The following is a 15,121-nucleotide window of genomic DNA, read 5'->3' on the forward strand; positions in this document are numbered from 1 at the left end:
GCACGGCCAATCGGCCGTGGCCATCTGGTACCGAAATGCCAAAACGGGGCCCCGCAAAGGACCCAAAAAGCATCTGGTACTGGATGACCACGCTGGAGGCGGCATCCCGCCAGCGCAAGCGAAACGGGGCCCGGCCCTACCTGGAGCGGGTCATCACCTTGAGCGCAAGGCCGATCGGCCCGGGCTGCAGGCGGCGCTGGACGTCGCGCAGACGCGCGGGGATATCGATATGCTGCGGGCAATGGCGCGTGCAGGCGCCGCATCCCACGCAGTTGCTCGCCAGCCGCGGCTGCCCCGTGCGGATGGCACTCGCCGTGAAGTACTGCTGCATGCCCGTGAACCAACTGTGGGCGTAGCTCACGTTATAGGCGGCGAAGCACCCCGGGATGTTCACCCCGTGCGGACAGGGCATGCAATAGCTGCAGCCCGTGCACGGCACGCGGTTCGCGCGCTCGAACAGCTCGACCACGCGCGCGATCGTCGCCAGCTGCTCTGCGGTCATGGACCCGGGCAGCGCCGCTGAGGCCACAGCCGCGTTGCCGGCCACCTGCTCGGCGCTCGTCATGCCCGAGAGCAGCATCGTGACCTCGGGATGGTTCCATACCCAGGAAAGGCCCCAGGCGGCAGGCGTGGTCAGCTGCGAGTCGGCCGTCTGCGAGAGCAGGCGCTTCGCCGCGCCGGGCAGCTTGTCGGTGAGCCTTCCGCCGAGCAGCGGTTCCATGACGAAGACCGCCATACCGCGCGCAGCCGCCGCCTTGAGGCCGGTGGTGCCGGCCTGGTAGGTCTCGTTGGCGTAGTTGTACTGGATCTGGCAGAAATCCCAATCGTAGGCCTCGAGCAGCACGGGGAAGTCGACCGAGCTGCCATGGAAGGAAAACCCGATCCGACGGATGCGGCCCGCGGCCTTCTGCTTGGCGATCCACCCCTCGATACCGAGCGAGCAGACGCGCTCCCACTGCACGGGACTCGTGATGTTGTGCATGAGATAGTAGTCGATATGGTCCGTGCGCAAGCGGCGCAGTTGCTCGTCGAAGATGCGGTCGAAGTCCTCATAGCGCTTGCACGAGGCATGGGGAAGCTTCGTTGCCACGAACACGCGGTCGCGCAGGCCCAAGCGCTCGAGCGAGGCGCCGACCGCCTCCTCGTTTCCCGGATACAGATACGCCGTGTCGAGGTAGTTGACGCCCTGGGCCACCGCCTCCGAGATGATGGCGTCGGCGGCACGAGCGTCGGGTTTACCTAGCGCGAACCCGGGCAGGCGCATGCACCCGAGGCCGAGCGCCGAGATGCGATTGCCGCTTTTGGGGTCTATCCGGTACTGCACGGGCATCCTTTCGCCGAACCCACTGCCGCGGCGTCACCGCAGCATGCGAGCCATTGTACCGCGCCTAAGCGCCCGCAGGAAAAAGGCCTACCCCACCGCCTCTTTCATCTTCTTGATGAGCTCCTTTTTCGAGGGGCAGACCACGAGCTTGCCGTCGATACGCGCAAAGGTGCGGCCGGAATCGGAGCCCTTCTTGACGCACGCGTGCACGCACCCTTCCTTCCAGAAGTCCTTGTCGATGACGCCTTTGAGGTCCTTCGGCTTGATACCCGAGCACTTCTTGCAGAACTTGATGACCGTCTTTCCCATGTCGTCCCCTCGTGTCGTTAAATTGCGACCATCATTGTCGCATATAGTTAGCCATGGGAAACCACTTCAAATAATGAACACACCGCGGGCGGAAAGCCGGCATGCCGGGCGCAAGCGTCACTGCCTGTCGCGGTACCAGCGCACGAACACGGCGATCGCCAGCGCGGCGAAGACGATCGGCAGCAGACGCAGCGCGCCCACGAGCACCGTGCCCACAAACGACAACACGAGCGATATGACCGCTGCGATCACCAGCAGGATCGCGATATACACCAGAATCTCCATCGAGGCCCTTCCCTGTTGCTTCTTCCCTCCATTATCCCCCAGAGCGGATTTTCCCTATACCTCGCGCGCACGGGAAATCCCCGACAAGTTTGTACCTGGCCCCATCTTGTCGCTGTTCCCATTTAAGCCCAGCCGGGTACACTGAATCTCGAAAGCCCACAGCAGCACAGACGATACGGAGGTAGGCCATGGGTCTCATGGATCGCATCCGCGCTTGGGGAGCCGGCAACGACGCCGACCCGACGCCCACGGAGCGCAGCCCGCTCGAGCGCAAGCTCATCGAGCGCCTGCAGGAGCTCCTCGGCGATCCCGCCCGCGAGCAGACGCCCCTGCGTCTGCGCCTGCGCTTCACCGGCGAGGTCCAGGGCGTGGGCTTCCGCTGGAACAACACGTGGATCGCCCGCGACATCGGGATCACCGGTTGGGTCTGCAACCTCGACGACGGCTCGGTCCTCATGGAGGTTCAGGGGACGCCCCGCCAGATCATCCGCCATCTCGACGAGATCCACGCCTACTACCAGCGCTTTCGCAATCGCATCTGGCTCGAGAGCGAGGTCCTGCTGGCCGCGGTGGACGGCGAGGGGCAATTCGAGGCGCGCTACGAACCCGGCATCGACCTATAATGGTCCGGCTGATCGCCCCGTGAAAGGACCCTCCGCTTGAACGTCACCATCTACACCGACGGCGCCGCCCGCGGCAACCCCGGCCGCGGCGGGTACGGAGCCGTGCTGCGCTACACCGCCCCCTCGGGCAAGGTTCACGTGCTCGAGCTTTCGCGCGGGTACGAGCGCACGACCAACAACCGGATGGAGCTCATGGCGGTGATCGCCGCCCTCGAGGTGCTCAACCGCCCCTGCGACGTCGAGGTCCATTCCGATTCGCAGTACGTGGTGAACGCGTTCAACAAGCACTGGATCGACGGCTGGAAGAAGCGCGGCTGGAAGACCGCCGCCAAGAAGCCCGTGAAGAACCCCGACCTTTGGAAGCGCCTGCTTGCCGCCATGGAGCCGCATTCCGTGAGCTACGTCTGGGTCAAGGGCCATGCCGGACACACGTTCAACGAGCGCTGCGACCAGCTTGCCACCACCGCGGCGGACAACGGGCCGCGCTATGAGGACGAGGGCTTCTCGGAGGCGGACCTCGACTGACGGGCAGGAGTTTGCCGGCGTCATACGCCAAATGACATGCCGTTTTGTGGAGACGACGTCAGCCGCTTGATTCAGGGGTTCCGATTTGATGAAATTAAATAGGAATCGATATCAATGAGGAGGTCGTCTGTGGCTATCCAGCGCCGAAACACAAGGCAGCGCACCCTGGTGCTCGAGGCAGTACGCAACCGCCGCGACCACCCGACCGCAGAGGACATCTATCTCGACGTCCGCGCGCATGACGACCGGGTCAGCCGTGCGACCGTCTACCGCAACCTGCGCTTTCTTGAGGGCGAGCATGCCATCACCTGCGTGAAGGCACCCGGTGGCGACCGCTTCGACCTGCGCCTCGACGACCACGCGCATGTGGTCTGCACCGAGTGCGGCGCAGTCGTCGACGCGACGGTTCCCTACGACCGCGATGCCGATGACGCCGTCGCGACGGGCACCGGCTACGCCATCACCACCCATCGCACGATCTTCGAGGGCATCTGCCCCGCGTGCCAGCAGAAGCTCGCGAACACGGCGAACTAGCCGCCGCGCACGGACAATGCGCGTAACGATGACGCGCCCCACGCTCCCTCTTAGGCGAGCGCGGGGCGCGTTGCTTTATGGTTTAGGGCCGCCCCCATCGGATGAAGGGGCCAGATGGAAGCCCCTCTATGCCTTATGGAAGTATGCCACCACGATGGCGCCGGGGCCGGCGTGTGTGCCGATCGTCGCGCCCACGCGGTGGATGGGCAGGGCCTCGGCGCCCAGATGGGCCTCCCACAGCTCGCGGTTGTCGGCGAGGTATTTCTGCAGCAGCGCGTCGGAAAGCCCGGTATAGCCGAGCGCGACCGGCATGTCGAAATCGATCGCGCCGGTCTTCTCGATCTGCTGGCGCAGCTGGTTGCGGCCGTTCTTGGAGCCGCGCGCCTTGCCGAGGATCGCGACCTCGCCCTCGACGATCGACACGACCGGCTTGATGGAAAGCAGCTCTCCCACGGCGCCGACCGCTGCGGGAATGCGGCCTCCGCGACGCAGGTACTCGAGGGTGTCCAGCAGCGCAATAAGGTTCACGCGCTCGCGCGCCTCCTCGAGCTTCGCAGCGACCTCCGCAGCGCCCATGCCCTCATCGACCAAGCGCAGCGCGTAATCCACGAGGATGCGCTCGCCCACGGTCACGTTCTTGCTGTCCACGACGTACACGCCGGCACGCTCCGACGCGGCGGCGACCGCGCTCTCATAGGTCCCCGACAGCTTGCCGGAAAGCGTGATGATAACGACCTCGCTGCCATCGGCCTGGGCGGCATCGATCGCCTCGCCGAAGGCGTAGGGCGTCACTTGGCCGGTCGTGGGGAGGTCGGACCCCTCCACGAGCAGCTCGTAGAAATGCTCATGCGATAGGTCGACGCCATCTTGGTACACGGTGGTGCCGAAGGCGATGGACAGGGGCACGACGGTGAGATTCGGATTCGCGTTGCCGACGATGTCGCTTCCCGAATCGGTGATGATACGCACGGACATGCTGTCTCCTTCCCCGCGCCCGGCATCCCGAGCGCTCGTTGCAACCCGTGTTGCCTGCTATGGATTCCAAGTTTGGTCGATGTGCTTCCGAACGAACCGGCTACTCGCGCGAGATGCCCTTAAGGCGCTCGAGGATCACATTGAGCGAACGGTACATCTGGACGCGCTGGATATCGCCGAGCTCCTCGCCCACCTCGATCACAACGCGGCGGATGATCTCGCCCACCTCCGCGTTGACGCGCTGACCGCGCTCGGTCAGGCGCACGGGCGCTCGATAGCGCGAACCGGTTGCCTCCTCGCCGCAGACCTCGACGAATCCCTCTTCCTCGAGACGCGAAAGCGTGCGCGAAACCGCGGCGCGCGTCACCTCCGCCTCGCGCGCGAGCTCGGCACCGGTCAGGCCCTCCTCATGCTCACCCAGGTAGTACAGGCACATGATGTCGGAGCCCTTGAGGCCGAGCTTGCCGGCCTCCACCGTCTTGATGCGCTGGATCTCCTTGGAGATGAGGGATATGAGCCCTACGAAATCCTCGAATCTCGCCTTCTCCATCACGGCCTCCACGCATATAGATGTCAACTGGTTAACATTGTACGCTGGCGCGGTCCTGTCGGCCGACACGGAGCGCCATCGCTTCGCGTAACCACCTAAAACCCATGGTATCAATATGCGTCGGCCGTCCGAAGAACCCACCTCCGAACGGCCGACAGGCAAAGGTGAAGTAACCTCCTGCGGGCTACTGGGCAATCACGACCTCGCGGTGATCGCTCGTGATCACATCCTTGACGGCGATCGTGGCGCCCAGGTAGCGCTCGACAAGCTCCGCAAGCTCGTCGATGGCGGCACGGCAATCGTCCACGCGAGCCGGCTCGACGCACTCGATGATCAAAAAGGCGTTGCGGGAATCGTCGGTCAGCGCCGTGCGCTGGCCATCGCGCCAGTTCCAGCAACGGCAGACTGCGCCCGCATCGTCCAGGTAGCACAGCTCGCCGGGCAGGGTGGGATCCTCGGCCTCGTCCTCGCCGAGCGGCAGGAAGGCGTCGCCGCCCTCGGTCACGGTCAGGCGCAGGTCGCCCACGAAGGCGTCGATATCCTCGCCGCCCACAGGCAGGGCATACTTGAGCGAGATGGCGTTATAGATATCCACCGACGGCGTGATCGGCCCCACCGGCTTGCCCTTGAGCACGCGCTTGAGCAGGTTCTCGATCGAGCAACGGGCGCCCTTCTTGGTCTTGAACGCGCGATACGCCTCGCGCCACGCCTTGACCGGCTCGTTCTCGGAGATGGTATCGCTCGTGAGATGGCGCTCGGCGAGCACGTTGGCGCGGTCGAGCAGCGCCTCGAGCTCGGCCTTCTGCGCCTCATCCACCTCCAAGGCGGGTTTCATGCCCTCGGCGACCACGATGCCGATCGCCGCCGAGGGAAAGAGCTGCCAGAACGAATCCTCGGTCACAAAACGCTTCATAGTACTCTCCTTTTCGTTGCACCCGCGTCAGCGCGGAGCGGATGCGAGGCCTTTGAACCAAAGGGCGCCCACACGCCGGCTACCTTCAAAGTCCTACGGTACCGGCACGCGGACGCCCCTCGTGCGCCGCTCCCATCCGGAGACGGGAGCGTTTATGTCATGTCATCCCGCTTTTGCGGGATCCCATCAAGCTTAGCGCTTGATGTTCGCCAGATCCTCGAGCTGAACGCCGGGATAGCGCTTGTTGAAGTTCTCCTTGAACTTCTCGGCCAGGCTCTGGGCCTCGCGGTCGTAGGCCTCGGGATCGGCCCAGGTGTTGCGCGGAATGAGCAGGTCGGTGGGAACGCCCGGGCAGGCGATCGGCACGTCGACATCGAACACGTCGTCGTGACGATAGCCGGCGACATCCAGCTCGCCGGTCTGAGCGGCCTTGACGAGTGCGCGGGTGTGGAACAGCGCGATGCGGTGGCCGACGCCGTAGGGGCCGCCGGTCCAGCCGGTGTTCACCAGGTAGACGCGGGTGTTGTTCTGCGCGATCTTCTCGCCGAGCAGGTAGGCGTAGGTCATGTGGTCGAGCGGCATGAACGGCTCGCCGAACAGCGCGGAGAACGTGGGCTGCGGCTCCTTGACGCCCAGCTCGGTGCCGGCGACCTTGGCGGTGTAGCCGGTCAGGAAGTGGAACATCGCCTGCTCGCGCGAGAGCTTGGAGATCGGGGGCAGCACGCCGTAGGCGTCAGCCGTCAGGAACAGCACGACGCTCGGGATCTCACCGGTGCCAGACTCGACGACGCGCTCGATGTGCTCGAGCGGATAGGCGGCGCGACCGTTCTCGGTGATGGAGCTATCGGAGTAGATCGCGGCACGGGTGCGGCGGTCGAGCTTGACGTTCTCGGACACCGAGCCGAAGCGGATGGCGTCGAAGATGTCCGGCTCGCGCTCACGGGTGAGGTCGATGGTCTTGGCGTAGCAGCCGCCCTCGATGTTGAAGACACCGCGCGGGCTCCAGCCGTGCTCGTCGTCGCCGATGAGCAGGCGCTCGGGATCGGCGGACAGCGTCGTCTTGCCGGTGCCGGACAGGCCGAACAGGATGCAGGTCTTGCCGGTGTTGGGGTCGACGTTGGCGGAGCAGTGCATGGGCAGCACGCCGTCCTCGATGGGCAGAAGGTAGTTCATCATCGTGAAGATGGCCTTCTTGATCTCGCCGCAGTAGCCGGTGCCGGCGACGACGATCTTCTTCTTGTTCATATCGAGGATGACGGCAGCGGGCTCGACACCGTCGCGGTCGCGCGAGCACACGTAGGTGGGCGCGGCGAAGACCAGGATGTCAGGACGGCCGAAGACCTCGAGCTCGTCAACGGTCGGGCGGACCAGCATGTTCTGGATGAACAGGGCCTGGTGGGCGCGCTCGCACACGACCATGACCTTGCGCGCGTACTGGCGGTCGGCGCCCGCGTAGCCGCGGACGATGAACAGGTGACGACGCTGGGACATGTAGCGGGCGACGTTCTTGCGCACGCGCTTGTAGGTCTTCTCGTCGATGGGCTTGTTGGTCGGGCTGCTCCAGTTGATGTTGCGCTCGGCATCGCCGGCGTCGACGATGTAGCGGTTCTCAGGCGAGCGGCCGGTGAAGGCGCCCGTGCTCACGGACAGGGAGCCCGTGGAGGTCAGATACGCCTCGTGGTGGGAGATCGCGTGCTCGATGAGCTTGGCGGGGCTCCAGTCGACATGCACGCGATCGAAATCGCAATCGATGCCGGACTCCAGCAGGATAGTCTCGATCATAGATACTGCCTTTCATACATCCGGCGCGCACCCAGGCGGCCACGCGCCCCATGCCATATAACCCGATGATGGGACGGTGCATTCGGCGAGTTCGCTGACACACCGTCCAAATCATACCCGCATCGGTTGCCGTGCGTACAGTCCCGAAGCGGTGAAAGAACAATGAAAGTGCGCTCAACGGAACAACGCCCGCCTACGCCGCGCCCCTTCCATGTCCCCTCAAGGAATACGGGAAGGTTCGCATCGGTGCAGCGGGCCCCCTAGGGTAAAGCCTTATAATCGACCGATACCGCGAACGCTCCGTGCACCGACGCGTGCACGAGATACCAGATAAGGTGAGACGCTTGCCCCGATCCCCGCTCGATATCATCCCCGCCTTCCGTAAGCGCAAGACGGGCGGCACCCAAAGCCCCCATTTCCGCGTGTCGCCGGCCGGTGCCGCAGGTGGCGCTTCCAGCCGTGCCGACCGGCCTCGCCGGGCACCCGGACCCCTCGCGCAGCTGGTGAACCGGTGGTGGACAAGGCTGCTCGAAGCCGTCTACCAGGGCTCGCTTTCCGAGCAGGAGGCCCAATACCAGGAGGGCAGCACCGGCCGCGACTACCTATGGAACACAATCGGAACGACCATCTGGGGATTCACGTTCCCGCTGCTCACCATCGTCGCCACGCAGCTTGCCGGCGCCGAGGGGGCGGGCATGTTCTCGCTCGCCTTCGTCGTGGGCACGCTGCTGATGGTCGCCTCGAACTACGGCATCCGCAACTACCAGGTGTCGGATATCGATGAGCGCTGCGCCTTTGCGTCCTATCAGGCGAACCGCTGGATCACCGGCGCGATCGCGCTTGCCGCCGGCGCCCTGTACTGCGCGCTGCGCGGCTACGACCCGCAGATGATCGCCATCTGCCAGGGCGTGTTCGTCTATAAGGTTGTGGACGGCGTCGCCGACGTGTACGAAGGAAGGTTACAGCAGGCCGATAAGCTCTATCTGGCGGGCATCAGCCAGGCGCTTCGATCGGTTGCCGCCGTGGCGGCGTTCTCCATCCTGCTGTTCGTGTTCCGCAGCCTCGAGATCGCCTCCATCGGCATGGCTCTCGTCGCCGTGGCTTCGCTCCTCCTCGTCACCGTGCCGCTCGCGCTGTTCGAAACCGAGAAATCGCGGCGCGCCACCCTGCGCGAGATCGGGCACCTGTTTGCGCAGGGCTTCCCGCTATTCGCAGCGCTGTTCATCTTCAACCTCATCGAGAGCATGCCCAAGTTCGTCATGGAGGGCGCCATCGCCTACGAGAACCAGCTCTACTTCAACGCGCTGTACTTCCCCGCTCAGGGCATCCTGCTCGCCACGGGCTTCATCTACAAGCCGCAGCTCGTGCGCCTGGCGAGCATCTGGGCGAACCCGCGCAAGCGGCGCCGCTTCGACCTGGTGGTCATCGCCGTCATGGCCGTCATCCTCGCGCTTTGCATCGGCGTCGCCTTCTTCATGGGCTGGCTCGGCATCTCGCTCATGAGCATCATGTACGGCCTCGACTTCGAACGCTTCCGCGTGCTCGCCTACCTCATGGTGTGCGCGGGCGGCGTGACCGCCGCCATCGACTTCCTCTACGCCATCGTCACGGTGCTGCGCCGCGCGGGCGACGTCATGCGGCTCTATCTCATCGCGCTCGCGGCTTCGGTCGTGGCGCCCCTGATCCTCGTGAACTTGTTCGGCCTCACCGGCGCGGTCGTAAGCTATCTTGCCGTCATGGTGCTGCTGCTCGGCCTGCTCGTCTGGCAGTACGTGCACATCCGCCTCGACATCACGCAGGCGCAGGACCCCTTCGCGGGTATTGAGGAGCTTCAGGTGCACGCCGAGTAGGGTCTTCCGCACCGACGCTGGCTAAACTTGCAGCTTGAGCATTTTACCGACACCCTATATTCAGCCAGATGGAGCGATATTCTGCCGGTAATTGGCAGAAAAGGGCTCATAAGGCCGCGCGAACGCTAGGGCTTAGGTACCTTACGAATGCTTAAGCTACATAAACTGCCATCGAACCGGTAAAAGGCCGCTGTGGGGCGCTTCCGGGGCGCTCCCGCAGCGCGAAACCGCTACTCCCCCGCCTCGATGGCGCCGTAGAAGATGCGGCGGTCGTCCAGGCGCAGGATACCCACGCGCCCCGCGGGGGCACCGGCCGCGGCGGAGCAGTCGATATCGATGCGGTCGGCCACGCCGAACGTGTCCCAGCTCGCGCCGACCTCGACCATGCACGCGTGGCCGTCCTCGTCGAGCACGCGACGACTCATGCCCTGCGCGTAGCGGGCGAGCAGAACCGTAGGCGTGTGCCCCGCGATCACCACCGGGCCCTTGCCGTCCGGGCCCACGAGGCCCGTCGGCTCTCCCCAGAACTCGCCACGAATCCACAGCAGGTCGTCCGGGTCCTGGCGCGACACGGCCTCGCGCAGCACGTCAGCGGGCACGCTGCCGTACCCTTCGCTCGGGCCGAACCCCGCTGTGGCAAGGTAGCCCCGCAGCGCCAGCGCATCGATACCCGCGTGCACGAGCAGGTAGGTCCTGCCGCCGACCTCGACCACGTCGTAGAGCGGCAGGTTATCGATCCAGTCGACGAGCTCCACGTACTCCTGATGCCCGCAGGCGTCGAGCCCCGCAGCGGTGGTGGAGCCGCCGTTCATCTCCCAGGTGAGCAGGTCAACCTGGTCGCCGGTGGCAAGCGTCGAGAGCATCATGCTCTCGTGGTTGCCCATGAGCACGTAGGTGCGCGGCAGGCTGTGCACGAGGCGCAGCACCTCGACCGGGTCGGGACCGCGGTCGATCATGTCGCCCAGCACGTACAGCTCGTCATCGTCCCCGAACGAGATCTGCTCGAGAGCGCGGTCGAGCGCGCGCACGTGCCCGTGAGCATCCGATGTGACGTACGTCGCCATGCCGCTGTCCCCTTAATCCTTAAAGCTCAAGTTGAACGTTATTGTACCGCCAGAGCGCCCGATATGCGAATCTGCACGGTAACGCTATCCTTTTTCGACAACAGGCGCGACAGCGCTCCCCCGCCACCGACCTGTAGCGCTTATGCAGGCGAGGTTTCACGAAGGTTAAGGAATGCAGGGCATATGGCCCCTATGCTAGAGTAAAGGACCACCGGCGAGCGCCCATGCCGCGCCGCATCGCGGTTGGCCTGCCGGCGGACCCCTGGGTATCAGAGCCCTGATCGACGTTTTGGAGGCCATCGTTTATGGCGCGCGTGCATAACTTCTCGGCGGGCCCCGCTGCCCTGCCCGAAAGCGTTCTGGCCGAGACCGCGGCCGAGCTTGTCGATTACCGCGGCTGCGGCATGTCGGTGCTCGAGATGAGCCATCGCTCCGCTGCCTACCAGCAGATCTTCGACGAGACGGAGAGCTGCCTGCGCCGCGTCCTGAACATTCCCGACACCTACCGTGTCCTGTTTTTGCAGGGTGGCGCCACCCTCGAGTTCGCTGCCGTCCCGCTGAACCTCATGCGCACGAAGCACGCGGGCTACGTCGTCTCCGGCAACTTCGCCAAGAAGGCGTGGGAGGAAGCCGGCCGTTACGGCCAGGCCGAGGCGCTTGCCACGAGCGAGGCTACCAACTTCGACCGCATCCCCGACCTCGCTCCCGTTGCCGAGCGCTGCGCCGCGGGCGACCTCGACTACGTCCACATCTGCCAGAACAACACGATTTTCGGCACGATGTACCACAAGCTCCCCGACACCGGGGATGTCCCCCTCGTGGCCGATGTGTCCAGCTGCTTCCTCTCGTTCCCGCTCGATGTCGAGCGCTACGGCCTCATCTACGCCGGCGCCCAGAAGAACGCCGGCCCTGCGGGTGTGACCGTCGTCATCGTACGCGAGGACCTCATCGCCGACGGCCCCGCTCTGGGCATCTGCCCGAGCTACCTGGATTACCGCACCGAGGCCGCTAAGGGCTCGATGCTCAACACCCCCAACACCTTCGGCATCTACCTGTGCGGCAAGGTGTTCGCCTGGGTCGAGGCCACCGGCGGCCTTGCCGCCATGGAACAGCGCAACCGCGCCAAGGCGGACGTGCTCTACGATGTGCTCGACGCAAGCGGGCTGTACCGCGGCACCGCGCAGCCCGCGTCGCGCTCCATCGCCAACGTGACGTTCACGACCGGCAGCAAGGAGCTCGACGCCGCCTTCGTGGCGGGTGCGCGCGAGCACGGCATCGAGGGCATCGCGGGCCACCGCCTGGTGGGCGGTATGCGCGCGAGCATCTACAACGCCGTGAGCATGGAGTCTGTCGAGGCCCTTGCCGCCTATATGCGCGAATTCGAAGCGAAGCAGATGGCGGGCGGGCGATCTTTGTAGCCCGCAGGTTTCGCGGGCCTTCTCCCATCTCCGCCGGGGCTGCATCGTCCCGGCGCTGTTCGCTTTGCCAGGTGCGAAGCCGCCGAGGTGAATGACAGTATCGCCGATACCGCGTGCGGCTTTCCACCATACCGATTCGCACGAAGGAGATCTTTCCATGCGCTATATCAAGACCATCGATGACATCACCAAGGACGGAGACGTCGAGTTCGGCGAGGGCTACGAGTTCGTCGAGAACACGGAGGACGCCGACGCCATCCTCATGCGCTCCACCGACCTGCACGGCTACGAGCTGCCCGAGTCCATCCGTGCCATCGCCCGCTGCGGCGCCGGCGTGAACAACATCCCCGTCGAGGAGTACGCCAAGCAGGGCGTCGTCGTCTTCAACTCCCCCGGCGCCAACGCCAACGCCGTCAAGGAGATCGTCATCGCCATGATGATCATGTCGAGCCGCGGCATCGTGCAGTCCATGGAGTGGGTGCGCAACAACGCCGACGACCCGGACATCCTCGTCAACGCCGAGAAGGCCAAGAAGGCGTTCGTGGGCCATGAGCTCAAGGGAAAGCGCGTGGGCGTCATCGGCTTGGGCAACGTGGGCTCCAAGGTCGCCAACACCTGCGTCGCCCTCGGCATGGACGTCTACGGCTACGATCCGTTCATCTCCGTCGAGCACGCGTGGGCGCTCTCGCAGAACGTGCAGCGCGTGGGCACGCTCGAGGACCTCTGCCGCGGCTGCGACTACCTGACCCTGCACGTGCCCAGCAAGGCAGACACGGTGGGCATGATTTCGACCGAGCAGCTTGACCTGCTCGCCCCGGGTGCCGTGCTCATCAACTTCGCGCGCGAGACCATCATCGACGAGGACGCCGTGGACACCGCCCTGCATCGCGGCAAGCTCTCGTGGTTCGCATGCGACTTCGCGACGCCCAAGACGGTGCTCATGCCCAACACGTTCATCACCACGCACTCGGGCGCCGGCACGGGCGAGGCCGAGGCGAATTGCGCCGACATGGCCATCTCCGAGCTCAAGGACTACCTGGAGAACGGCAATATCGCCCACTCCGTGAACTACCCCGCCTGCTCCATGGGCAAGGCACGCGCCGCGAGCCGCATCGCCTGCCTGCACGCCAACGTGCCCAACATGATCGGTCAGATCACCCGCATCCTGGCCGACGACAACGCCAACGTGCAGCGCATGGTCAACGAGAGCGCCGGCGAGAACGCCTACACGATGTTCGACACCGACGAGCACCTGGAGGCCTCCACCATCGAAGCGCTCAAGCGGATTCCCGCGGTCTATCGCGTGCGCGTGATCAAGTAGGATCGCCTGACTGGGTGCTTAGGCGCGGTCCGCTGCATCCGCAAACGACACATATGCTCGAACTGATGATGCCCCGGACGCCGTCCGGGGCATTTTGCCCAGATATGTACTTTTTCGAAGCCTTGAGCAACATGAGAGATGGACTTCTCTGCGCATTTATACCGTAATGCTTTTCGCTTTTATAGCTTGATGCTTGCTTTTCTATCCGAGGAGCTCGCGTTGGAGCACCCTGGGGACCTTGGACACGCATCTACGGGGTTCGCTTAGTACATATCTGGGCAAAATGTCCAGCGCCGCGATGCAAGGGCGTGCCACAATGGGTTCGGACCACCTATTCAACCTCAGATGAGAGGATCGAGAACCATGGGCGTGGCTTGGAAGCTCCTGCGCGAGCTGGTGCGTATCGACAGCAGCGATCCGGGGGCCTATGAGGACGAGATCGAACGCCGCATCAAGGACATCGTCGAGCAGGAGGTATCGGCGCTACCCGAGGACCTAGCGCAGCACGTGGCCATCGAGGAGCTCGAGGTCATGCCCGGGCGCCGCAATCTCATGGTCACCGTTCCGGGCACCGGCGACGAGCCGCGCCTCGTATACATCTGCCACATGGACACCGTGACGCTGGGCGACGGCTGGAGCCCAGACATCGACCCGCTTGGAGCGCTCGAACGCGACGGGATGCTGTACGGACGCGGGGCCTGCGACATGAAGGGCGGACTCGCGTGCGCGATCTCGGCGCTGTTTTCGCAGCTCGACGCCATCGCCGATCACGGCACGCTCCCCCTGCGCAGCTTCTCGCTCATCTGCACCGTGGACGAAGAGGACCAGATGCGCGGCGCCGAAGCGGCCATCGAAGCCGGATGGGTCGGCGCGGACGAATGGGTGCTCGACACCGAGCCCACCGACGGCCAAATCCAGGTGGCGCACAAGGGGCGCACATGGTTCGAGCTCACCATGAACGGCGTAACGGCGCACGCAAGCCAGCCCTGGCAGGGTGCAGACGCTATCGCCGCGATGGCGGAGGCGATCTGCTCTATCAGGCGCGAGTTCAACGAACTGCCCGCTCACGACGAGCTGGGGCCATCCACCGTCACGTTCGGGCAGATCGAAGGCGGATACCAGCCCTATGTGGTTCCGGACACCTGCACCGTGTGGATCGACATGCGCCTCGTGCCGCCTACCGACACGCAGGCGGCGCGCGCCATCGTCGAGCGCGCCATCGCCCGCGCGGAGGAGGCTGTACCCGGCTGCACGGGCAGCTTCGTGATCACAGGCGACCGCCCGGCCATCGAGCGCGACCCGGCATCGCCCTTGGTCGCCGCGCTCCAGCGCGCATCGGTAGACACGTGCGGCACGCCCGCGGGGGTCGGCTTCTTCACCGGCTATACCGACACCGCCGTCATCGCGGGGCGCTGCGCCAACCGGACCTGTGCCTCGTACGGCCCGGGTTCGCTCGCGCTCGCGCACAAGCCCGACGAGCACGTTCCGCACGCGGATATCGAACGCGTCGAGCGCGTGCTCACCCACCTGCTCGAAGCGGAGCTCTGGTAGCGGCTTCAAGTTAAACCTCCCCGGACCGCCTGAAAGCGCCGCAAGACCCCTCCGTTCACGCATAAAACCGACCTCTCGTGCCCAACGTTCCAACCGC

At 64.9% G+C, this 15,121-nt stretch carries 15 protein-coding genes; 7 read left to right on the plus strand and 8 right to left on the minus strand.

Translation table 11 applies throughout. From position 1 onward, the window contains the following. Positions 1 to 136: 136 nt before the first annotated feature. From H6A16_RS04115 to H6A16_RS04125, 3 genes are all read right to left on the minus strand, one after another. Complete coding sequence (locus H6A16_RS04115; RefSeq protein WP_204616382.1) at positions 137 to 1,324, minus strand: aldo/keto reductase; 1,188 nt, start codon at positions 1,322 to 1,324, stop codon at positions 137 to 139. An 87-nt stretch (positions 1,325 to 1,411) separates the two neighbouring features. Beyond that, positions 1,412 to 1,633: a hypothetical protein gene (locus H6A16_RS04120; protein WP_204616384.1), complete on the minus strand. Its 222-nt coding sequence runs from the start codon at positions 1,631 to 1,633 to the stop codon at positions 1,412 to 1,414. 117 nt (positions 1,634 to 1,750) lie between these two features. Beyond that, the gene (locus tag H6A16_RS04125; protein WP_204616386.1) at positions 1,751 to 1,918 is read right to left on the minus strand and encodes a hypothetical protein; all 168 of its coding nucleotides are present in this window, start codon (positions 1,916 to 1,918) and stop codon (positions 1,751 to 1,753) included. Between the two features lie 188 nt (positions 1,919 to 2,106). On the opposite strand from H6A16_RS04125, the gene H6A16_RS04130 reads away from it, so the two are divergent. The 3 genes from H6A16_RS04130 (at position 2,107) to H6A16_RS04140 (ending at position 3,600) form a co-directional block, all read left to right on the plus strand. After that, positions 2,107 to 2,541: an acylphosphatase gene (locus tag H6A16_RS04130; RefSeq protein WP_239458185.1), complete on the plus strand. Its 435-nt coding sequence runs from the start codon at positions 2,107 to 2,109 to the stop codon at positions 2,539 to 2,541. A 36-nt stretch (positions 2,542 to 2,577) separates the two neighbouring features. Next, a complete protein-coding gene (gene rnhA / locus H6A16_RS04135) occupies positions 2,578 to 3,066 on the plus strand; it encodes a ribonuclease HI (RefSeq protein WP_204616388.1) in 489 nt (162 codons plus the stop codon). Between the two features lie 129 nt (positions 3,067 to 3,195). Then, a complete protein-coding gene (locus H6A16_RS04140; RefSeq protein WP_342589712.1) occupies positions 3,196 to 3,600 on the plus strand; it encodes a transcriptional repressor in 405 nt (134 codons plus the stop codon). 126 nt (positions 3,601 to 3,726) lie between these two features. Here the strand turns inward: H6A16_RS04140 and H6A16_RS04145 are convergent, their stop codons facing one another. From H6A16_RS04145 to pckA, 4 genes are all read right to left on the minus strand, one after another. Further along, positions 3,727 to 4,575, minus strand: a complete 849-nt coding sequence (locus H6A16_RS04145) for a DegV family protein (protein WP_204616391.1) — start codon at positions 4,573 to 4,575, stop codon at positions 3,727 to 3,729. 100 nt (positions 4,576 to 4,675) lie between these two features. Next, positions 4,676 to 5,125 (minus strand): MarR family winged helix-turn-helix transcriptional regulator, encoded by a 450-nt coding sequence (locus H6A16_RS04150; protein WP_204616392.1) that lies wholly within the window; start codon positions 5,123 to 5,125, stop codon positions 4,676 to 4,678. 184 nt (positions 5,126 to 5,309) lie between these two features. Continuing rightward, complete coding sequence (locus tag H6A16_RS04155) at positions 5,310 to 6,038, minus strand: B3/B4 domain-containing protein (protein ID WP_204616393.1); 729 nt, start codon at positions 6,036 to 6,038, stop codon at positions 5,310 to 5,312. Between the two features lie 192 nt (positions 6,039 to 6,230). Beyond that, complete coding sequence (gene pckA, locus H6A16_RS04160) at positions 6,231 to 7,820, minus strand: phosphoenolpyruvate carboxykinase (ATP) (RefSeq protein ID WP_204616394.1); 1,590 nt, start codon at positions 7,818 to 7,820, stop codon at positions 6,231 to 6,233. A 344-nt stretch (positions 7,821 to 8,164) separates the two neighbouring features. On the opposite strand from pckA, the gene H6A16_RS04165 reads away from it, so the two are divergent. After that, on the plus strand, positions 8,165 to 9,670 hold the full coding sequence (locus H6A16_RS04165; protein ID WP_239458186.1) for a lipopolysaccharide biosynthesis protein: 1,506 nt from the start codon (positions 8,165 to 8,167) through the stop codon (positions 9,668 to 9,670). Positions 9,671 to 9,900: 230 nt separating this feature from the next. Here the strand turns inward: H6A16_RS04165 and H6A16_RS04170 are convergent, their stop codons facing one another. Continuing rightward, positions 9,901 to 10,734 (minus strand): metallophosphoesterase family protein, encoded by an 834-nt coding sequence (locus tag H6A16_RS04170; RefSeq protein ID WP_204616395.1) that lies wholly within the window; start codon positions 10,732 to 10,734, stop codon positions 9,901 to 9,903. A 305-nt stretch (positions 10,735 to 11,039) separates the two neighbouring features. Between H6A16_RS04170 and serC the strand changes: the two genes are divergently transcribed. From serC to H6A16_RS04185, 3 genes are all read left to right on the plus strand, one after another. Beyond that, a complete protein-coding gene (serC, locus tag H6A16_RS04175; RefSeq protein ID WP_204616396.1) occupies positions 11,040 to 12,152 on the plus strand; it encodes a 3-phosphoserine/phosphohydroxythreonine transaminase in 1,113 nt (370 codons plus the stop codon). A 157-nt stretch (positions 12,153 to 12,309) separates the two neighbouring features. Then, entirely contained in the window at positions 12,310 to 13,473 is a 1,164-nt protein-coding gene (locus H6A16_RS04180; protein WP_204616397.1) for a phosphoglycerate dehydrogenase, read from the plus strand. 363 nt (positions 13,474 to 13,836) lie between these two features. Continuing rightward, positions 13,837 to 15,024 (plus strand): M20 family metallopeptidase, encoded by a 1,188-nt coding sequence (locus H6A16_RS04185; protein ID WP_239458187.1) that lies wholly within the window; start codon positions 13,837 to 13,839, stop codon positions 15,022 to 15,024. Positions 15,025 to 15,121: the final 97 nt, after the last annotated feature.

Origin of the sequence: Collinsella tanakaei (assembly GCF_016900375.1) — a bacterium.
Lineage (GTDB): Bacteria > Actinomycetota > Coriobacteriia > Coriobacteriales > Coriobacteriaceae > Collinsella.